Origin of the sequence: Arthrobacter wenxiniae (assembly GCF_013376105.1) — a bacterium.
Taxonomy (GTDB): domain Bacteria; phylum Actinomycetota; class Actinomycetes; order Actinomycetales; family Micrococcaceae; genus Specibacter; species Specibacter wenxiniae.
The window spans coordinates 1-21745 of sequence record NZ_JAAMFM010000026.1; the positions used below are offsets into that span (position 1 = coordinate 1).

Here is a 21745-nt window from a genome sequence, read left to right on the forward strand (position 1 = left end):
TCCACTCCGCTCACTGATCGTCGCGTCCACCTTCTTCGGGGTGAGAAGGCGAAGGAGTTGGGCCTCGTTCGCTGCTAAGTTCCCCGATGACGAACGATTGGACCGCACGGTTCTCAATATCGCTAACGATGTACCAGATACAGGCGTTCGGGCGCTGGCGAATTTGTGGTTCGACAAGATATCGACAATGGAGATCGACGAGATCCCACTTGCCTTGGTCGAGGGGTACAGTGGCATTGACGAGACTTCGGCTGACCGCGCTGCCGTCCTCGCCCGCGCCGTCCTTGACTCGCCTCGTGAGCCTCAGGCCTTATTCGGCGATGTCACCTATGACCCCTACGGTACCGCCGCAGAGAAAATCCTCCGCACCGCTTTCCTTCGTTCATGTTCTCGCGAGGCCACGCACGGGCTGCTCGACCTCGCAGTCAGCGACGAGCGGCCTCGTCACCAGCACCCCGACCACCCGATGCGGGTTATCCAGGACATGGCACATTACTTAGACCCTGATCTAGGGCCCGTTGATACCTTGCGCGACCGAATCTTGAAATATGCTCTCGAGTGGTTCGATGAAGATCCCAACGCAGCCCGGTGGGAAATGCTGGCAGAGGTCACGCATTATGTCTTCGACCCCCGTGTTGAGGGTAACTGGAGTGATCCAGGTAGCCACCTCACCGTCACCATGTCTCAGGGCGTGATGACGCCGGAGGCCATGGGATCATTGCTCGCACACTGGAACAAGATCGATTCCAGAGTCCGGGGACATGCAGCTTCAAGCATCACCCATCGCGCAGTGGCAGAATTCTGCGAGATCTTTGATTCGTGGTCCGCGATTGCCGTAGGCAACACCAACCATGAGGGCGAGGCCTCGACCGAGCACAGAGTTGTCGGCGCGAGAGGAGCTGAGCTGGTGCTGAGCACCCTGGCTGTGCTGGCAAAACGCTTCACAGGGGTGCCTATTCGGGTCAACAAACGACTAGCCCTCGTTTCGATGTGGAATAGCGGGCCTACAACGCTGGCCGAGCTCCCGGTCGAAGACGATCATCTGGCCCTCTTCGTGGGAGCGCAAGAACCCGACGACGACATCGACGTTTGGATGGCCGACCGTCGAGAGCAGTTGACGTCCCTGGCCCGAGCACTGGATGCGTTAATGGCTGCGGAAGGGGTCGCTGAATACGGAAGGCTTGTGGCCGAGGCATCAGTTCTCGATGTCAACCATGAAGGTGCTCTGTTCGCGGGTACGCTCGCCGAGCATGTGACCAACCCTGGCGTATGGCTGGAAGCATCCATTAGTGCAAACGCGCGCCACCTCGTTGCGCCCTTGATCGCCAAGGCCCGCGCAGATGGTGCTGATATCGATGATCTCGTTATGTCGGCAATCGAGGTCCCCGAGCTACGACCTGAAGCTCTTCGCGCAATCACGCACGAAGACTGCGAGCTGGATGACTTGGCGCACACTGTAATCGACAGTCTGACCGACGGTGATGTCCCGTTAATCGGCGACTTGTGGATCCAAGAGTCGGTGACCCCAATCCTGCGTGAACTACTCATACACAAACGCGCATCAGTACGTGCACTAGCTGCCGTCACCTTCGGAGAGGGGGTACGAGGTCGTGGACCGGCATTGCCTGAGGAACTCAGGCCCGCCTGGCGGACGGCACTGGTCGGGGCAGCTCCCGACGAGCTGCCACAGCACTCAAGATGGCGCCTCGGCGAGATACTTAAGCACGCCGTCACCACCGATCCCGAACTCTGCGCTGACTGGTTCATCGCAAACGCGGAAACGCCTAGCTTCTCCTCACGTGCGCGCCGACTGGTGAAGTCATTCCCTGATGTGTTGAGGAACCTCCCGCAGGATCAAAAACGGCGGATCGTCACGACCCTTGATGCCGAGACGCTGATCCACAGTGGCTACGCAGGAGACGTGCTTGGTACTGACACGAAGCTTGCCCGCGATTTGCTGGCGGAGGGCGTTGTGGACGGAGAGGTTCTTCTCAGAACGATGTCAGGCTATCGCGATCATACCGTCATAGCTCTCGCGCCGGCTCTCATGGCTGCACAAGTTTCTCCACAACGCATCGTCGCTGCCGCCTTGGGAAATAGCAGCGGGACCGGGGACGAGTCGGACGCGATTCTCGGTGATCTCGAGTTCTTCGCAAAGCTGCGCGAGCAACAGTCCGAGCTCGACGAAGTCTGTGCGTTGGCATCTGAAGTACTTGGCAGACAACTCGAGGCCGCACGTGCGAGGGAGAAGCAGGAGCGGCGTCTCGGCTGGTAGAAAACCTGCAGGCACGTGAGCGGTCGCAGCCTATTCTGTGCACCAACCCTTTTAACCGTTCGCAGTTTGGTTCACGAAATCGATCCAATTTCGGGCCCGTCAGAATAGCAAATCAGGGGCCGCACGGAAGCTGTTACGCATTCGGATCACTGGCATTAATGGGTGTTTTCGCCTTGGAAACGTCACGACGAAGCAGTTCTCAGGCCACACCGGGAAGATTGAATATCCGAGACGAATCGACCCCTTGAGCCGCAAAGTTTATTGGCATGCTACGTCCCGCTCTCGACAACCGGTGACATGCCGTCGATCATGCCGATGAACCTGCAAACGGCCATCAGAAAGCAGCCCTGGCGCTACGCAGCAACACCTCGTCACGTTTTACTCACGTTATTGAACGAAAACCCACGGCAATCCTTGGCATGTCAAAGGGGCCCTGTTGTTCCGCACTCCCCCGGAAACTGGCGGTTTTTGACCCTCAACAGAGGCTGTTGGCATGAGTCTCCTGAGTTTCTCTTGGTCGTGGGTTCAATTCCCGCCCGGGGCACCCAAAAGGGCCTCTGACCTGCGGTTATGTTCCGCAGGTCAGAGGTGTTTAAGGCCAAAAAGGGCCCAGGTCATCTTTTACTCATCTAATTCAACAGAATTTTCCTGAATTTCCGGTCATCTTTTTCAGTGCTTCCTGGTCATCTTTTTGCCTCAGCTGGTCCTAATACAGGCTCGGCGGGCGTTGAACCGTGGTGTTGGCAAGTGCCGGTGGCACGTAGCCTCTGATGGTAGCGCTTGTCTGGGTACGTGGTAGGTATGTGGTGTGTAACCTCGCGGGTTCTCGGTAGCGCTGGCCAGGTATTCGTGGATTTCTGTCAATTGGCAGGGGCGCGCCCAAGTAACACCCGATCGGATCGCCGCAGACTCACTGGGCACCCGGCTCGCGGGCAACGTCTGGATCATCAAGCCCTGCGAGGTTGACCCGCGCCGCTACCGCGACCAAGAAACGCGAAGTACCGCCGGATTTTGGAAACAGCGCCGGGGCAGCCACTGCTGGGACTGTCAGTGGCGCCTGAACCGTGCCACTTTGGTGTCGCGTGTGGGGCCTGGAGTGGTCAGGGAATTGCCGTTTGATTGACGCAACTGGCGGACCTTACGTTCTGTCGAGGTAAATTTTGCCGCTGATGTCATTTGTTGGCCGAGGGCAACGTGGGCAGCTTCCAGATCTGGGCGAATTCGTCGGCAACCTGAGGCCAGACTCGTCGAAGCCCATCTTCAACTGAGTCAATTTCATCGGCTAGTGGCCCGAAGACCACGAAATCATGTGGGATCATTCTGCCGGCCCTGTCTCGGCGCCCCAAAGGATCCGGGAAACGCAGCGCCCCCTTGTCGCCGACGCGGCGCCAGATTTCCGATTCGTCTCCGACACCCGAGAAGACGTCATCGTAGACCGGAAGCGGATCCGTGAAACCACCAGTACGAAGAAACCGCAAACCCCAGAAACGCCCACGAGTTGCCCACATGAGGCTCATCGACGGCTCCTGAGAAGAATGTGCTCCTTTTCGCCCTCGTCCAAATCCATTCGGAAGCCCGTCAAGATAGCCGTCAGGTAGTCGCGCTTAGCCAGCGCATCGGCGTTCACCTGCCTGACTTTGTCCCCGGCCAGTTTGGCCGCAATGTCCACAAGATCGGGACCGACAAATTTTTGCAGAACACCAAGCTTGCCAGGAAGCTTAACCTTGGCTGCGACAAGACCCGCAGCCAGAGCTCCGGCACCGACCAGCAGCTTGTCCGCAACTTTCCTGGGAATTAGCTTCGCCTGCTCCCACCGAATGTGTCGCTCGAACGGGAGCATAGCGGCCAGCGGCGGGACCAGATCAAGTCCAACGCGCTTCATCACCTCAATCTTGTTCGCATCGAACTTCGCTGACGAAAGCAGCACGAAGTCTTCACCCACCGACAGCGCATCGTTTCCTTCCACGAGCCCAGCGAGCACCTTGCGCAGTTCCTCTATTTCATCGCCGGCCTTATCTATAAGTAGATCCCTGAACATGAATACGTCCAGATTGGGCAAGAGATCGGACTTCGACAGGGCCATCATCCAGATAAGGGGGAACTCGACGAGAGGCTTGCCATCCAACAACAAGTCATCCTTGAGTGTCAGCAGACCATTTCGGAAATTGCTGAACAACGACTTCAGGTACCGTTCCTCTTCTCCGGAGTTGTCGAGCAGCCTTTGACTGTCCACCAGCAAGAGAGCGACATCAGAGCCCAGCAAAGTCTTGAACGTGTCTACCCTGCGCTGGGCTTCCTCTGGACCGCTCACATCCTGCTCGAACCAATCCCCCGGGTAGTCATGCCAGACGAGGCGCAGGGCGTCAAAGGGCCGGGCCTTAACCGCCTTCGCATCGAGACCGTTCTTAAGCTTCATTGTGAAGGAGTAGGACGTGGCGGCAAAATTGGTGGGCCCGGGCAGACGCGCGGAATCTCGCATGCCAAGGTAGTTTCGATGCAGTCGATTGCCCTGGCCAATATTGTCGGCCACGACATTGAACAGATTCTTATTCAGATACTGAGGCTCCTGCGTGGCTCCGTAAAACGATGAAACCATGACGGTCTTGCCGCTGCCACTCTCGCCAAACACTGCAATGTGCTGATCCAGGGCTCTACTTAGTCGCATAAGAGAAGCGTACACAACATGACGCTTCTAAAAAGCCAAATCAAGACCGGCACACTGACAAAGGATTATACCCGTTCCAGCGCGCTCAAATTTATCCGATCTGGGTTCAGATGCGTCTCTGGCCTCTGCCCTTGGCTCCCCGTCACAACGTGGTTGTTGCGCCTCCACAAGTTCATATTCCGACTTGAAGCACAAGGCGCGCAGGCGAAGCCAATCTATTAGGCCGTCCGTGAAAAGCCGCAGGGTGCCTTCGAGTAAAGCTAACCGCTACAGGAAATCGTAGGCAATTCTTCCCTGACTACGCTCAACTCAGGCAATTTTCTAGGATTTCCACTGAGATTTAGCAAGGGGCCAAATTCATGGATGAGCCGGACTTCTGTTTCGTGGACCTCTCGGTCGAACGCCAACCACGAAACTTCCAGGTTTAGGTTGATCCAACGAATGATTGCGACTTCGACGGCCGGAGCAAACGTGTAGTTGTGCTTGTTGGCCATTCCCGCCAGAGAACCACGCATTGGACGGTGACCGATGACCGCACCGATACTCCGGAAGAACGTACCATGTCCCGTTGCCCATAATTCCTGGCCTAGACGCTTACGGAGGCTAATCTTCGCTTCGCCGATGTAGATGAGTCGGTCGTTTCGACGTTCTGCATGTACACGGAATGGCTCCGGGAGAACGGCGACGTCGACAACTCGAATGGCATACACGCCGGGTTGTTCTGGCACTAAATTAACGACGTCCCCGGCCAAGCGATAGTTCAAGTCGTTTAAAAGCGCCGCTGAATCAATTGACATGTTCCCAGACACTGGATCCGGAATGGTTCCATTGTTGGGCCGCCGAGTTTGAGGAGGCTGTTGAGTTCTTGGGCTCGTCGCAGGACGCAGACCAGCGTTGACCACGAGAGACATCTGGTTGCCCACTTTGTTGAACAAGGCAGGATACTTTCGGAGGCGCGCGCTAACCTGTGAGGTCGGAACGGGCTGGCCATCTGCACGAGCATAGAGTCCATGAGCATTGACAGCATCCGCGATTTCTCGAGTCGTCAGCGACCTTCCAGCGTCAGCGAGGATGCGTTCAATTGCGACATGTAGGGTCAATGTTTCGCTCATGATGCCTTCCAGATGTAAGTACCGACCTATTCATTTCGGGCCGTTTTGGTCGCTGTCGATTAATACGCCCATTGGCCAAGATCAATGGAATACGCGCCCGATTGCAAGTAAAGATCGCGTCGGTCAATTCCTCGTTGTTATGGAGCCAGTGAAGCATTGGCCTTGAATCTTCAAGTCGGCCGCGGTCATGGCGGTTCCTCTCTCTGGGTTACACCATGTCCTTGACTTTCAGCTTGTATGTCAATTGAGGTGTCCGGGGCTGGCACGGCTGGACGCTTATAGACACAGGGCCAGTTCCCAAGCGCGACGCAGTGTATCAATGGGACTTCTATGCCCCGTCGCCGACCGTTTCGCGAGTCTTCTCGGCGCCGTGCCCTTCCATCCACAAAACGATGTCCAGAACGCGAAGCAGCGACAAGTGGGTTTGGCCTGAGCCAGTTCGGATGGTGTCCAGTCGTTGGCTGAGCTTTCGGCCTTCGTCGCCCTGAAAAGCATGCCACCAACGGCGCCATTGCCGGCCACTGTCGCGCATGCCGACCTGATTCGCGATGACGGAATCGTAGATGGGAACGAGATGCGGCCGCTTGCGTGCGAGGATCTTGCTGGTCGTGGTCGGGCCGATGCCCCAGACGTCCCTGCGCTGGCGTAGCAACTGCCAGATGCAATCGGTTGGAGACCCGTCATCAAGGAACTTCTTGAACTCTTCCTCGTTAAGGTCTTCAAGCCGCACGTCATTGGGCACCTGGACCAGAAGGCGTTCGATCTCTCCGTCGAGCTCCTCGATGATTCCTAGGGCTGCTTGACCCGGCACATGGACCGAGAGCGTCGAGACGGCTATCAAGTCCGCTGCCGTGATCCGGTTCGGTTCCACGACGTCCCCTCCGCCGGCGAAAGTCTCGAACCGGGATCCCGTGTACGTCGGCCGCCCGTTGGCACTGGCCTCGAAATACTTCTTGATGTGACTGACGGCAATCTCGTTGGTGACGTTTTCCATTGCGTGAACCGGCACGTTTCCCCCTTATTTTCAAAAGCGTTATTCGGTTTGCCTGAGCAACCCGATGCGTTCAGCCAAGCTAATTAGCATAACCATATCGGAGCCCGCTATGGGCTCAGATCCAGCGGCTTCATTGCCGTGTTCCGCAGGGTTTCCAGCAAGTCGTCCTGGCGCGCCTGCCCCAAGGCCAGCCGGTATTCCGCCAGCCCGGACAGCATCCGCTGCGTCCGCGGCACGTCACGGCTAAGCGGGTGGTCCAGCAGCCTGCGCTCGATCCTGTGTTCACCGGGATGTATCCAGTAGGGGGCGAACTCTCGAACCGCCTGCGGCCTTGAAGCAGCCGCTGCCTCCGCGCGCTTGAAAAGTGCCTCCCAGGGATTTCGGACACCGGCTGACAGCACCTCTTGCCAGTGCGCTGCGGCTACGTTTTTGCGCACCGCGTGCCCCATATACCGGTGCACGCGTCCCTCGCGCTGTTCGAAGTCCACCGGGTTCGTCGGAACGTTCCAGTGGATCACGGAGTGGCTCCACCAGTGGAAGTCAATCCCTTCCTGTCCTACCGAGGTCGATGTCAGCACGAAAGGCCAGAATGGGCTGTTGAAGGCCGTTCGGACATCCGACATGCGCACTCCTCCCCCGTCTTCGCTGCGCCCACCGCCGTAGCGCACTGCAAACCGGGTGCCCATCGCCAAGCCTCTGTCAGCTTCGCCTGGGTCTTTGGCCCACAACGTGGCCGAGGTAAGGGAAAGCGAACGGCGCATGGTGTCTGCGATGTCCCACAATTGACCGGAGGTGATCCGCCCGCGTGGTTGCTGGCTGCGCAGCTGGAACACATACTCGTCCAAGACGGCCTGAAGGTTGCCGTCCGCACAGTAGCGAAGAATAGCCTGCCAATAGTCCAGCTCCGGATGCAGATGACTAATGAGCGCTGTCGCATCTTGGCGATTGAAAAGCGTCCTGAGGCCTTCAGTTGCAAGGAGCGCGGCCTGCCAGTGTTCTACAGGTTCAAACGATGCCGGCAAGACTCGCCCCAGCGCCCGGTACACGCAATTCGCGGGCGAATTCAAGGCAAGCTCGCCGACACCTTCGCGCCAGGCACCCCCTCCCTCAACCGCGGTCTCGAGCATCCGTGTCACGTGGGACATGAAGTTCGTTTCGTCGAGTTCGTCTGAGGAAACGGGCGCACCGGCCAACCCGCGTTCGGCGACCAAAGCAATGCCCTTGCGGGCGGCCACAGGGTCACTCTTCCAGGCACGGGGCAAGGGGTTTCCCATCCCGAAGTAGGCTGCCCAAATGCCTCGTTCGTCGATGGAACCGCCAGATTGCCAATGCGCTTTCCCCACCAACTCGGCAGCTTGGCGCATGCCTTCTGGGCCTACAGGGACGCCTTCGTTGACATCGGCCGCCAGCCGCAATGGGTCCACTGAACCGGCCAGCCCGGCGTGGGGTACGAAGAGCGCCATGGCAGACATGGCCGTCGGGTCTCCTTCACGCATGCGCCAGGCCAAACGCGGGGTGAACCGCGCCCGTGCTTCGGCAGAGTTTTCGACGTCTCCGTTGGTGAGAGTCATAATGAGTCGCTCAGCCTCGTAGGACAACAGCGTGCTCACCGCATTCGGTGTCGCGTTCCATGCAGAAAAAAGTACCTGTTTCGTGGCCGCTGTTCCGACCCCGGCAAACGGCCCGGCGGGTTGCGTATAGGGGCACGACGGCGGCATCCACAGTAGTTGCCACCAGCCGTCGCCCAGTACGTGGCTCTCTACGGCACGATATTTCGCGTTGTCGCCCTCCAGTCGTTCGAAGCGACGGTAGCCATCGCGGCCAATCGTCGTGAGAGTAGGGAGGTGCGTACGGATGTCGCCGTTCTCGGGCCTGCTGTCGATCGCCCGGCCCAGCTGGTAGTCCCCTAGGAAGTTCGCGAAGTAGGGCACTGACTTCCAGTATTCGATCGGGTTTCCGGCCCCGGCTGCCTTCGAAAGCCGCGTCAGGGCCGTAAGGCTGCGCAGGTCGGCCGACCGGACGTCATTGGAAGCCATCTTGTGCACGCGCAACATGTCGTCCTCGCCCAGCTGTGGCCGTTCGGTGCGGCACATGTACTGCTTTAAATGCCGTTCAACAGAGGCCGCATTGTCACCAGGTTCGATGCCGGCAAGCTGCTGCCTGCGGCGGTTCAAGAGCTTCTGGAGCTTGCCCATCCATCCGGGCTCGCCCTGCGAGAGGAATCCCATCAGTTCGGTGAACTCGCTCGCGTGGTCCTCGCCGCCGTCGTCCTTACCGGACGTGTGGGCCTTGTACGGCGTTGCCGAGAGCAACAACAGCTTGGCGCCTTCGTAATTGAGGAACTGCCGGGCCAACTCTGCTGCCCCACCTGCCTCAGACTCACCCTTCGGACCGTGCAACAGGTCTTGGAAGCGCTGGAATTCGTCGAGAATGATCAGATCGGGTTCCAGACATTCGAGTCCTGCTTCGGCCAAAACAGTGCGGAATTCTCGAATCAAATCAGGCATGTCCGTCCGCAATTTCTCCATCGGCTCGGTTGATCGGAGAGCCTTCTTGAAGCGCCGCATCAGGTTCCGTTCCGTGGCGTTTTTTTGGAAGTACTCGCGCACGTGCAGCGTGAAGCCTTCCGGGTGACGCTGGCGGAACTTGTTGACTTCGTACAAGAATCCGTTGGTACCGGCATTGCCCCGCAGCAACTCCACAATCTTTGCTTCTACCTCGAAGGGGAAGCGCTTGGGTTCCTTCCTGTCCTCCCGTTGCCCAAGCAGCGCCTCGAGCATGAGGAAGAGAACGGCCCGCTCTTCTGAGTTTCCGAGGCGTTGTCCGTCACTGAAGGACGTGCCGGGGGTGAGGGAAATAAAGTTGACCCGCTTGCCCGTGTTTTCCCCTGGTGCGGCGTTCAGACGGCGCAGTTCCAGAGGGAGCAGCGTCAATCGACCGGATTCAATGACGTCGGCCTGCCGGGTGACGTTGATGCGGTCGATGTTCTGTTTGGCCAGGTCCGCATTGGAGCACATGTAGACGACGTCGATCCGGTCCACACCGTCGACGGTCTCAAGGTGTTCGATCGCCCGTGCGACGACGCCGGCCGCCACTACCGACTTGCCGAGCCCAGTTTCGTCGGCCACCAGGAAACGGTCGGTGGTCTGGGCCGCGGTGTAGAAGCGCTTGAATACGTGGTTCACAGTGCGTTTCTGAAAGGGCTTGAGACCCGCCAATGTCCCTTTGGCACTGAACGCGGTCATTTTCCCTCCCCCACAGCGGCAACAGCTGCGTCCCACAGCAATCGCACTTCCTCGATCTCCGAATCGTCCGAGATCTGGTACAGCCTGTCCATGACGGGTTTCAGACCAGCGAACAGCTGTGGCGCGTCCGCGCTGGTCGCCGCTGCAGCGATGGCCTCGAACAACCCCGCAAAGGAGCCGCTGGCGCCCGCTGTCCCGAACCAACCAGTGAAGAGTCCCCCGCCCACCGGTGTCTGGTCCTCAGGGGTTAGGAACAAAAGCAGGAACTCACGCAGTTTCTCCACAGTGTCCAGTTGGCTGGCGATTATGTGCTCTATCCGCCCGTCCACGTCCGTTCGCAACATGCCCTGAGCGACGGTGGAGCGCACCATCCCGGTCGCAGTGTCCCTGAGTTCTACCAGCACATACGGTGTGACCATGGCCAGTGGCAGTCCTTCGAATGTATGCCGGTGAGTTCCAATGGACTGCGGTACGTCCGTGAGTTGTCCGGGCAGCGTCAGTAGCCCGATGCGGGCTGTCATGTTCGACGGCGGTGAATAGTCGTGCACCATGGCAACCGTGTACTTGTCGCCTTCGCGGGCTGGCACGGCATCCAGTGTGTAGGTCTTAGTGGCCGCGGCGATGAGTGCGTTCTGGAGACGCCATTCAGCCTCCTCGGTGGCTGCCGTCTCAGTTCCCCCGGCGCCTGTGAATTCGACGAAGGGCAAGTCTTTGAGCGACTCGACGATCTTTTCCGTACCAATCCGGTTCTTAGGACCGGTGAGTTCCACGGAGAATTCCACATTTTGGCCGAACGCGGCACGGGTGGCATTGGCCGAGCCGATCAACGCGTGGGTCGTGTGGTCGTAGTCGGTGAACAGGGCCTTGGCATGCAGGCCCCGCAGGTCCCCGAGCTCCTGTACGTTCCCGGTATCCGGTTCTTCGTCGAGAGCAAGACCGGTTTCGTCGATGGCGTTGAAGACCGCCTTCGGGTTTCCCAGCGTATCCGGGGAGAGCCGGTCCAACTCCTGGCCGCGCCCGTAAACTTGCAAGGTCCTTGCTCCTGAGCCTGCGAGAATGTCGAGGGTTTCGTCGTCGACAAACGGTGCCACCAACAGCCGGTTTCCGCCGAAGTTTCGACGGTCGCCTGCCAGTCCATTAAGTCCGACGGCGGAGTTCGGGTTCTGGAGCAGCCCCACCAGGGAGTTGGGCGAGTGGGCTTCCCCGGTGCCCAGTGCCCGGAACGCCAGGGTGCGGATGTCCTGCGGCAGTTCCCAGCGCACCGCCGCCACCCGGTGTGCGAGTCCACGGATCGCTTTCTCTCTCGCAGCGGTCAGAGGAATAGTGGAGAGCTCCGGCAGTGCTTGCACGAAGCGCGACAATGGCGCGTTGTCGACTGCGAATTCATACGTATCTGCCGCTGCCTCGGCGTTGTCTGTTTCCGGGATCCGCCCGTCGAGGCGGACAAGCAGGTCCCAGCTGGCGTCGGGGGTGAGGTTGCGGCTGCTGCACAGGACCCGGTACAGGTAGTCAGCCTCGGATTCATATTCCAGCAGCCAGATTTTTGGATGAAATAGTGCGCCTGACGCGGGTACGCGAACTTGATGAATGATTGGCTCGAGGACCGCCAGCAGGTCGTTGGCCTGACGTGGCATGCGGATCAGGCCGGCTTGGCAGAAGATGTCGACGCGATCGGACACCTTGCGGACGGCGTTGAGGAGCGCGACGGCGTTGCTTGGGTCTTCGCCGGAGCCTCGGACAAAGCTGAGCGGTACCGCGAGGGCACTGATCATGTCCAGAGTGAACGTAGTGCCGACGGCATGGCTGAGCTTATAGCCGGCAGGTGGACGGAGTTGTTCGGTGAGTGCCTCGCGGGCGCCTGGATCAAGCACGGGCCAGGCCCTCCTTCAGGTCAACCATCATGTTGCGGACCTGTATCCAACGGAAGGTCTGCGGACTAATCCGCACCGGAGGCACCCATGCGCGCAGGCGTCGCTCGTTAGTGAATCGCGAGTTGGCACCCTTGGCGCGTTTTTCGCGTTCCTGGACCATAGTGTGCAGCACGTTATTTGCGGCCAGGTCGGTATCGGAGAGCAATTCCTTAACCGCCCGGGTGAGGAAGGTGACGCTGTGCGGCTGGATCCGCGGGTTTACGCGTTTTGCACGGACTATGAATTCGTCCACGTCCCAATCATGGAGCAGACGCCTGTAGCGATCGTCCGCGCGCCACTGCTCAAGCAGATTGGTGGTATCTCCTTCCGGCTCGGCGCCGAATCGGCGGGTGGCTTCGGCGGTGACGAGGTATGAGTAGACTGCGTCCAGCCCGTGCTGGAAAGCAGAATATGCTTCCGCGTGTTGGAGCCATTCTGACGCCCCTCCCGTCGCCGATATTGCGGCCGGGTCGGCCCACGGAGTGGGGCTGGTCTTTAGAATCAGCTGCGGTTTCGCCACAAGGTGCGCGAGCAGCGTCCCAGATTCGGTGGCCAGAATTCGGTCCCGTATCCACTCGGCCTCGGCGCGGCCGAGATCGATTCCGTGTTCTTCAGTGCCCGGGAACCCTGCGGGAGCCGGCGGCAGCCCGGGATTCCACACGGGATCCTGCGGCATCCCGTCCCTTCGACCGGCGGCCTCATCGATCATTGCGTCGCCGATGGAATTGCGTTCGACGTCGCTGCGGACAATCCCCCAAGCGCGCAGCGCGGACCAATACGCGGCCGAAGGCAGTTGGGCGACTCGGTCCCCGGCAGAACTTCCAATAAACCGCAAAACGTCCAGTTCCTGAAAGCGACGGATGAGCCTACGCTCTGCCTGTTCAGCCCAGGCTCCAAGCTGCTCACCAGTCTTGGCTTGGCCGGCAGATTGGAAGCACCATGGGATCAAGAGCAGGTAACGCGCAGCCACATGCAGGACGGACGTACCAGGAAAAAGCGAGTTGCTGATCGTTTCCCGGAACTGTCCCAGGGCCAGATCATCGATGCTTTCAGGCATTTCGAACAGGCGGATCAATTCGCGCATCCGATTCGTCTCGGCGGAACTGGCATCGAGCCAGGAAATCAAGGAAGTCACGGTTCCCTCCCCACCGTCACGAGTACTCAGGCAGTGGCGGAGCCAGCTGCTCTTGCCACTGGGCAAAGGTCAGCCCTGAAGAAGGGACCTTCCACGCAGTTCGTCCGTTCGCATTGCGGCCCGACACTACGGCAGCGGCGGCACTCGGGCTGTTAAACGCGTAGCTGTCCACGAAGACACCCTCGCCATCGACAACGCTGAGAGTACCCGCCTTACGCAACCGCTCATAAAGCAGCCCGTAGTTGTGGCCAGATCCCGTCCACGTCGAACGGGCACTGGAACCGGCGACGACCACGAATTCGCCGTTGATGTCTTGTCCCCGAGCAATGCCCTGTTCGGCGGGCACCTTCATCTCGAAGACTGGCGAGAGGTGATCTCCCGTGCTATTCGTCGTCGCGGTTGTCGGAATTGGCCTTCCGCGGAACGCGTCCAGCCCAAGGACCGGCAGGACAATCTGAGCTTGGCTAATGAAATACTCCATGTCAGAAACGTCTGCTTCCGGAAGATTCACGGTCGGCGGACGGTTTCCGTTCTCAAGGGCATAGCGATCAGTGGCAGCAGCCAGCGCAATGAACCGACTTTCAAGGTATCTCACGTGCGCCTTGGTTAGGTTCGCATCCTTGCTCGTCAAAAAGACCACACGATTCCAAAATTCCTTGCCGGTGCTGGCACTGTTGTGTTGCCGCAGCCTGGCCGCCACGTCGTCCGCTTCACCAACATAGAGCAGCCCGCGATCCGCATCCTCCGGATTATCACCGAGCAAAAAATACACACCCGGCGAATTCGCCTCTCCCCGCCCCAGCAAGTCATTCAATTCGGACCTGGAACCAGAGACGACCCTGCCCGTCCAATTCATGATTTCCGCCGTCAAGATGCCAGTCGGCGACCCATCTACCAAAAACAGACGAACCTGCTTACCAGTAGCCAAGATATCCCCTATATACGATTCGAACCCTCTCCACTGGTTGTATCACCAAACACCGACAATTGACGTTGATCCCACGCTTCGCCGCTCGGCTGGCTTCGCCAATGGCAACGAATTTGACGGCCTCTACTCGGTCACTCGCTTCGCTTTGCGATCAATGTGGGAAACAACCAACTGCAGTATCAGGCTGAGCTTATTCACGAGCCTTGGCATCACCTACTGGCGGGAGGCAATGGGTCACGTGCACGTCAGTGCTGACACCGCCCACCCTTGAAGCTGACCAAAGATCAAGCTCACACAGCTCAGGAGCCAAATATTGGGCGCCGGCATCGTCGCTCCCTGGGCCGTGGACAAAAACGTCGCCTACCAGCTCCCATTGAGCCGCAGACCACGGACCGAAGGGACGGTGACGGCGTAGCAGGAATCCTGACAAGCGAAGAGTCCCCGTTGGAAGGCTAGAATCCATGAACTCTAAAACCACGCTTACCAGCCGGATGGCATTTGGGTTCATGTCCCCCAAGGGGCCTTGGTCAGTCACACGAGGTTAGACCGGGAGGGCCGTAGGTTGGCACATCCGAGACTGAAATGACCCACGAACGTGTAAGGACACCCATGTGGCCACCCGGTTCGAAGAACTCATCAAGGACGAAGCCACCCACGATTCGTCCACGGCAAAATCTTCCTCAGCGCCGTCGACCAGGCCTTGGATCTCCGCCGTTGAAACCGGATCAAATAGCTCGTTCGTCGTCGAGCAGCATTTCCCCTTCCCCAGCGCCCGGACACTGGGATCTCCCAAGTGAGGATAAAACTATTTGCCAGCCCTGACGTGCCGGCGGCCCCGCTAGACATGATTGAGGCAAGCGACTGAACCGCACTATGGGAGCAACTCGCCGCCAAGGCACGGCCGACTATCGCACTCATCCAGCCAGATATACAACGTCACCTCGGAGTTGAAGTCGCCCGTTGTCAACTCCATACTGGAGGCCTTCGTTCAGCCGGGCAGTTATGCCAGCAGTTCGCCGTTTCCCACCAAAGAGCCGAATGGTTTCCACCTGCAGCTCGGTGACCGAGATGCCGCCTGATCGACGGACTATATCGATCATGGCATTGCGGAGCTCCACTACACTGACGTGTTCAAGCTTTCGCTCGACGTCTAGTCCATTCACTCGAAATTCCGTCCATTGCTCCGGATCAATACTGCCCTCCCAAATGAATCCATCCCGATCGCACTGATGGGCTGATGAATCCAACGCATCCAAGACGGAATTGGCCCGGTCCGCGTTCACTTTGTTTAGCTCAAAAGCGGCGCAGGCTAGTTTTGCCAACCGCACTTGGTGGACAGGGCCCTCCGCTTCAACAATAGCCCTGAGAGCTTCACGGACGGCCAGCACGGAACGCCGGGATGGCAACGCATCCAGAATGTCCCTGCCGCCAAAGCGGCGAACTGTCCACGGCTTGTAACCCGGATGTTCCTGCTCGACGAAATCTGTCGTAGACCGGGGCCCGCTATCGACCGAAGCCAGCAGTGACGACGGCGCGTCAGATTGTCCAACTTCGGAAGCCAGCGGCAGCGGGCTGTACAAAGCAGACATGGTGTTGGAAACAGCAGGTTCATCCTTCAAACCTTCCGTACCAGCGGACCGAACCGGCTCGGCATCTGGCCCAGGCACGCCCGCAGTCGTTTCAGCGAATACCCTCTCTAGCTTGTCCAACACGGCTTCGCGGTCACTGATCCAAGCTGGCAGCCACACCCGCTGGACCGACGGCCAGCGCATCATTCTAGTCAGAACCTCCCCTGGCAGGCCGTCGCGATCCCCGGCAGTACGCCGTGCCGCCCAAGTCGGACCGTCCAAGAGGATGGCCATGGAAGGTCTGTCTGGGGCGTCCGCCAATGCCACGCTGATGTCGACCTTGAAGTCCGAGAGCCCGACGTCGGTGGCGACGGCATATCCGCGGTCCCGGAGTCCGTCTGCGATTTCCTCGCGGTGGAGGTCCACTAAGTGGGCGCGACGACCGTCATACGGCAGCGCGCCGGTCCCGCGCTCGGCGAGATCCAGGTAGGACCGCAGGTGCTTGATTCCGATTGAGCTCGTCTCCTCTGATCGCAGTTCGGAGGGGCTGAAGCTGGAGAAGACGATGACCTGCCGTCGGGCACGAGTCACAGCCACATTGAGCCGCCGTTCTCCGCCAGCCCGGTTTAGCGGACCGAAGTTCAGTGGGAGGTAGCCCTTGTCGTTCTTACTGAAGCCCGTCGAGAAGAGAATGACATCACGCTCGTCACCCTGAACGTTCTCCAGGTTCTTCACAAAAAGGCCCTCGGGGTCATCATCCAAGGCCTTGACGATTCGGGGGTCATCAGTGTCGCGGAGGAGGCTTTCAATCAACGCGCGTTGTTGCAGGTTGAAAGTCACCACTCCCACCGACGGGGACCCACTGCTGGCGTCAAACCGACGCCGAATCTCAGCCACGACGGCTGCCGCCTCGATGGGGTTGGTCCGCAAAACCTTCGAGGTTCCGGATCGGTAGAACTGACCGTTCAAGCGCACGAAGTTCACACCGTAACCGCGCAGCCCGGGGTTCGGGGCTCCGTGGGATGGCCCGGGGAAGGAAGAGAGCTTGCTCTCGTAGTATTGCTGGTTGCTGAATGCGATGAGTGATTCATCCTGGCTCCGATAATGCCAAGACAGCCATTGGCGCTGCACGCGTGCCTCAACGCATTCGGAAAGGATGGACTCCATATCCTCGACGGGAACGACGTCGTTGCTCACGTCATCCAGAGAATCGCCGGACGATTCGGCGAACGAAGTTGGGGGCATCTGTTTACTGTCGCCTACGACCACCACGGACGCGCCGCGGCCCATCGCGCCGACAGCGTCTGCCACGCGGATCTGTGAAGCCTCATCGAACACCACGATGTCGAAGAGACCCGCTCGTGCCGGGAAGAACCGCGCAACGGAGTCCGGGCTCACGAGCGTGCACGGCATGATCTGCGTTATGAGGTCGGCGTAATTTTCCATCAGCTTGCGGACGGTGAGGCCGCCGCGTTGGCGGGTAAGTTGACGCTGCAGCTCCCCGATCCGTCCAGTAGTAGATGACGACGATACCCGCCGCGAACTCACGACGTCGGCAGCAAGGTTCCCCTTCAAGAGCTCACGAACCAACGCGGTCCGCGTGGTGAACCGCTCGATGGTCCGCTCGTGGACCTGAGCGTCAAAATCCTGCAGTCCGGTCGCCAGTCGGCGTTCTTCCAAGGAGCTCTCGGCCAGACCGCGTTCGAAAGCCGTAGCGGCATCATCCGCATCGAGCTCACCATCCAAAATTGCGGTGCGAACGTCGTGCAAGCCCACCGATCGGAGAAGTTCCACATGAGAGAGCAGTTCCTGCCAACGTTGCAAAACCAGGGACCCCGAGGGGTCGATGCCTCTAGCGGCCCGCGTGGCGGACCAGACCTCCATGAATCCCTTGTTTCCGGTCCACCCAGCAATTTCCGAGTATTCCATGGCTGCGGTACCCACAAGTGATTCCCAGGCCGATGCGAGCTCGTAAACCCAGGCGATGATGTTCACGTGGACATGCTGACCATCGTTGAGGAAATCACGCAAGGCCGTTTGGAAGCGGGCCCTTCCGTCGCCGTCGATTGGCTGTACAGCCTGCGCTGCCCACCGTAGCCATCCGAGCCGACGCTCCAGCGCCTGTTGTCCATTCTCGGTCAACGGATTCCAACCCTGTGGGACAGCCATGCCAGGAACGGCTTGAGCTTGGTCCTGAAGTCCGCGGATTTCTTGCTGCGCGGCAACCAGACTCAGCATCAACGGCACCAGCTCCTTTGGCCGGACCCTCGCTCCCTGATGCACCACAGCGTTCAGCTCCGCCACTACTGTCAGCAACCGCTTCTTGCGACCAAAGAAGCCGCTGGCCGCAGCCTGCTGTGCCCGACCCAGGATCTCTTCAAGTGGGAGATCCATGGCCGCGGGACCCACCTTATCCAGGCCGGGGTGATTCACCGCTGCAAATGCCGACGCCAGCTGCTCTAGATGCTGAGCTCCTGCGGACCACGGGCTGGACCTTACGACGTCGAGAGTCTGCACCGGGACGCTGCGATCCTCAAGAAGAGCAGCAAGCGTGCGAACTTCGGCCGGGGACGTGGCGCTGCCGATAACGGCTGGCAGACCTTCAACGGACCTGATGGCGTCCAAAGCCTCGTCGATTCGACGTCCAACGCCGGTGAGTTGAGTCATTTCCTCGGTACCCGCGGAAAAAGTCACGAACCGCCAGGGATGGTTCGCGGCGGGGCGAGCCCGGTCGGTGTATTCGGGCAGCTCACGCAACAGGGTTCGAATGGACTCAAGGATCGTACCTTTTACTGAGGAGACAAAGTCCGAGCCAAGAGACAGCCCGGGAATATCGGAGTCAAAGGTCAAGGACTTAGTCCGGGAGCTGTAAAGGGAAAGCTGAGCGTCGTTCTCCTCATGCAGACGGCCGGCGTAACGAATGAGAGTGCGCCGAGCAGAGGCGAGGTCGGTTGCGGCGGTGTCCAATTGCTGGCTGTCGGAAGCCAAACGCAGCTCAAGCGCTTGTTTGATTTGCGCCCGAACCGCTGCCGGTTTGCTCCCCTTGTCGTGCAAATCCAGAGAGAAAGGACCCATGCCTACCTCTTCCAGCCGTTTCTGCACAACGTCCAGGGCGGCGCGCTTCTCGGCGACAAACAAGACACGCTTACCTTCTACGATCGCGCGTGTAAGCAAGTTGGTGATCGTCTGGGACTTACCCGTGCCGGGAGGGCCTTCCAACACGAAGGTCTCTCCAGCAACTGCCGATGCGACAGCTTGCAGCTGCGTCGAGTCGGCCGGGATGGGGCACAGGGCAGACAAGGCATCGAGGTCCGTCCCCTCTGCGCGCTTCACGGGGTCGTTGAAAAGTTCCGTCGGGCTGGTGATGAGGTGATCGACGAGGCGGTTCTGGGCAAACTGCTCCCAGCTCTCGTCCAGATCTTTCCAAAGACGGAACTTCGCAAACTGCAACATGGACAGGTCCACAGTGTTCTCCACGCGGAAAGCCAGCCCCTTGGCTGATACTGCTTCCCTAACTGCGTTGAAAGCAGCGTCCAGGTCTATGCCGGAGCCATCTTCGGCCGGCTCCGCCAAGCCGGGAATTCGAAGTCCATGGCTTTGAGCGAGCTTTTCCAACAGGCAGTAGTTGGGTGTTGACTGGCCAGCCTCGTCCAGCGTGACCCGGTAAAGTCCGTTCTTTCCCGCCGACGTCAGGGTAACGGGGATGAGCACCAGCGGCGAGCGGAGTGCTCGGCCGTCGAGTTCCCACAGCAAACTACCGAGGGCCAAATACAGGTTATTGGCGCCCGTTTCTTGTGTCTGGGTTTTCGCTTTGTAGGCCAGGCTTCGCATTTTGGCGTTGTAGGCCTCAACGGATACCTCGGCAAAAACGGACTTCTTCGTGCTGAGCATGCTAATCAGTTCGTCCAGTGGCAGGTCTCTGCCGAAGCGGATACCGCGCTCTTGGTGGATGGCACTGATCTGGTTGGATGGGATAAGGCTGATGGGAGTGCCGTTGTTGACGAGATCTTCGAACGCGCCAATCCACGTACTGGGGACCGCAAGGGGGAAGCGGGCTGTGTCTGTGAAGTTGATCAACCGGTTTCGCAGGCTGAGATCTAGCAGTGCATTCTTCCACTGTGTGACTCGCGGTGGCACATCGGCAGCGCTCCGCTCGTGCGGCGCTCCCTTACCTCTTTTCTCAGGTAGGACCGGAGCCACTTTGGCCTCCGGGACGTAATTTGTGACGACCAGCTCTCCTGAAACAGCGATAGTACGTGCCGGTAAAGGGTAAATGCCGTCAAGTCGGGCACGTCGAATGTCGGTGACTGCTTGAATTTTGTCGTGACCCGTTTCGATGTACGTCGCTTCCGGGCTGCCTCTGAGGATGAGCGGGCTGATGGGTTGGCTACCTGTCAGCAGCGTTGTTTCGACCAAGCCGATGAAACCTCGCTGAACAAGACTGACGAGCTCTGCGACATCGTCATAAGCGGCGGTTGGAAGCGTGCCTTCCTCCCGCCAGTAACCGAGGAAGGCGTGTCCGTCGACGATCCAGACGAGCGGAGCGATCCCGCAGAACTCAAGCGCAGCGGCCATGACGACCGTGGTGTCGAGGCAGGTACCAAGACGATCTTCCAGTACCTGAGCCGGCGTCCGCACCTGCTGGCCCTCCACCCCCCAGCTCGTAGGCGGCATGCTATATCGGATGTCGCGCTGGCTGGCGGCTTCGGACAGCGCGAAGACAATCTCGTCCACACGTTCCGGGCCGTCCATATAGCCATCCAGGCTGCTGCTGCCAGTCCTTTTCTTCAAAAGGTCCGCGGCCTCGGAGACAAGCGCGGAAATAGCGGGATGATGGGGTTGCACAAAGGCTGCTAGGAATTCGTAGGAGACAAGACCTCTGCCAGCGATCCACAGCTGTGCTGGTAGCAGGTCTAGACGCGCTTCTGCCTTGCCAATTTCCATCGACTCCGCACCTGCCGCGCCGGACTCGACAGATACAACCGCTCGACCGGACCGCTTGTCTGAAAGTTCATACATCGTAGTGGCAGACACGTGGACATTGATGTCGTCCAGGACTATGGACTGCCCGGCAGCGAGGTCCACGTACTGCTGGAATTCCTCTGAAATCCTGGCTGCACTGGAAAACACCTCCACGCGGACCACGGCACCGCGGATTTCCGCCCCCGGATTCGTGATTCGTATTTGCCTGACGAACTTGAAACCGTTGTGCACCATTGCATAACTGAGAGACTCCGCTGTGGTGACCTCCACGCTAACGAGGTGCTTCATAGCGGCGGGCTCAGCTGGCTGGGGCGAGACGGTTTGTACTTCTTTGCTGCCGCTGCCAGTCCCTGTGGATTCCGTGGTGGCCTTGGCTGCTCCCCGCATCGTGTACTCGTTGAGCAATGTGTTAAGTACCTGTACGGCCTCGGACAGCTCCAGATTTTTGGCCAGCCTCCGGGTCGTGTCCAGCGCGCGGAACGTATCTGCTCCATCGAAGGTCTCATTGTGGGCCCAAAGGTTGCGGGTCTGGCGCAGCTCTGAGGTGTAGCTGCGTGTTTCGTGGTTCAAGTTGAAGGGGTAGCCGAGGGATCCCAAGGCCTCTGTCATGACACGGAGCTGAGCGCTTAGGTCCGCGGACGAGTATTGTATCGGCGCCCTGCCGGCGCTGGCGTCCTTGTGCTCTAAGAGCTTGGGCCAAGAAATGCCTGGCGCAACACTCTCTAGGACCGACCCAATGTAGGAGTCTAGGCCGCTTGCCAAAGTGTCCAGAGCACGACCGACGTACTCGCGGTTGGAAATACCCATTCTGTTCCCCCATCTGCGGCGGATGCCACGCCCCACATCAACTCAGCTCAGACTAGTACTGTGCCGACTAACACCCAAATGGGGTAATTTTAAGTTGGATCGTAGGAGCGGCCTATAAACGGC

10 protein-coding genes are annotated in these 21745 nt (G+C 59.2%); 1 reads left to right on the top strand and 9 read right to left on the bottom strand.

Annotated elements, in window-relative coordinates; all coding sequences use genetic code 11:
- A partial coding sequence (locus tag G6034_RS14890) for a hypothetical protein (protein ID WP_218063951.1) occupies positions 1-2275 on the top strand: 2275 nt, incomplete at its 5' end.
- A gap of 1172 nt (positions 2276-3447) precedes the next feature.
- Here G6034_RS14890 and G6034_RS14895 read toward each other — a convergent pair.
- The 9 genes from G6034_RS14895 to G6034_RS14935 all read right to left on the bottom strand — a co-directional run bounded on the left by G6034_RS14895 (position 3448) and on the right by G6034_RS14935 (position 21622).
- Positions 3448-3792 carry a hypothetical protein gene (locus G6034_RS14895; RefSeq protein WP_176635897.1) on the bottom strand — a complete coding sequence of 115 codons (345 nt, stop codon included), beginning with the start codon at positions 3790-3792 and terminating at the stop codon, positions 3448-3450.
- Entirely contained in the window at positions 3789-4904 is a 1116-nt protein-coding gene (locus tag G6034_RS14900) for an ATP/GTP-binding protein (RefSeq protein ID WP_343038080.1), read from the bottom strand. Before G6034_RS14900 ends, G6034_RS14895 begins: the two co-directional genes overlap by 4 nt.
- A 296-nt stretch (positions 4905-5200) precedes the next feature.
- Positions 5201-6052, bottom strand: coding sequence for a GIY-YIG nuclease family protein (locus G6034_RS14905; RefSeq protein WP_176635899.1), 852 nt, complete (start codon positions 6050-6052; stop codon positions 5201-5203).
- A 328-nt stretch (positions 6053-6380) separates the two neighbouring features.
- A complete protein-coding gene (locus tag G6034_RS14910) occupies positions 6381-7046 on the bottom strand; it encodes a DUF6308 family protein (RefSeq protein ID WP_176635900.1) in 666 nt (221 codons plus the stop codon).
- Between the two features lie 107 nt (positions 7047-7153).
- Positions 7154-10291 (bottom strand): C-terminal helicase domain-containing protein, encoded by a 3138-nt coding sequence (locus tag G6034_RS14915; protein WP_176635901.1) that lies wholly within the window; start codon positions 10289-10291, stop codon positions 7154-7156.
- Positions 10288-12162, bottom strand: coding sequence for a phospholipase D family protein (locus tag G6034_RS14920; protein ID WP_176635902.1), 1875 nt, complete (start codon positions 12160-12162; stop codon positions 10288-10290). Before G6034_RS14920 ends, G6034_RS14915 begins: the two co-directional genes overlap by 4 nt.
- On the bottom strand, positions 12155-13336 hold the full coding sequence (locus G6034_RS14925) for a DUF6361 family protein (RefSeq protein ID WP_176635903.1): 1182 nt from the start codon (positions 13334-13336) through the stop codon (positions 12155-12157). The genes G6034_RS14920 and G6034_RS14925 overlap by 8 nt, the downstream gene beginning before the upstream one ends.
- Positions 13337-13352: 16 nt before the next feature.
- The gene (locus tag G6034_RS14930) at positions 13353-14264 is read right to left on the bottom strand and encodes a GIY-YIG nuclease family protein (protein WP_176635904.1); all 912 of its coding nucleotides are present in this window, start codon (positions 14262-14264) and stop codon (positions 13353-13355) included.
- A 914-nt stretch (positions 14265-15178) separates the two neighbouring features.
- Positions 15179-21622 (bottom strand): DUF4011 domain-containing protein, encoded by a 6444-nt coding sequence (locus tag G6034_RS14935; RefSeq protein WP_176635905.1) that lies wholly within the window; start codon positions 21620-21622, stop codon positions 15179-15181.
- Between the last annotated feature and the right edge of the window lie 123 nt (positions 21623-21745).

Bases quoted from the DNA above. Each gene is read 5' to 3' on its own strand.
- G6034_RS14895 (WP_176635897.1), bottom strand. From the start codon at position 3,792: ATGAGCCTCATGTGGGCAACTCGTGGGCGTTTCTGGGGTTTGCGGTTT.
- G6034_RS14935 (WP_176635905.1), bottom strand. From the start codon at position 21,622: ATGGGTATTTCCAACCGCGAGTACGTCGGTCGTGCTCTGGACACTTTG.
- G6034_RS14915 (WP_176635901.1), bottom strand. From the start codon at position 10,291: ATGACCGCGTTCAGTGCCAAAGGGACATTGGCGGGTCTCAAGCCCTTT.
- G6034_RS14910 (WP_176635900.1), bottom strand. From the start codon at position 7,046: ATGGAAAACGTCACCAACGAGATTGCCGTCAGTCACATCAAGAAGTAT.
- G6034_RS14905 (WP_176635899.1), bottom strand. From the start codon at position 6,052: ATGAGCGAAACATTGACCCTACATGTCGCAATTGAACGCATCCTCGCT.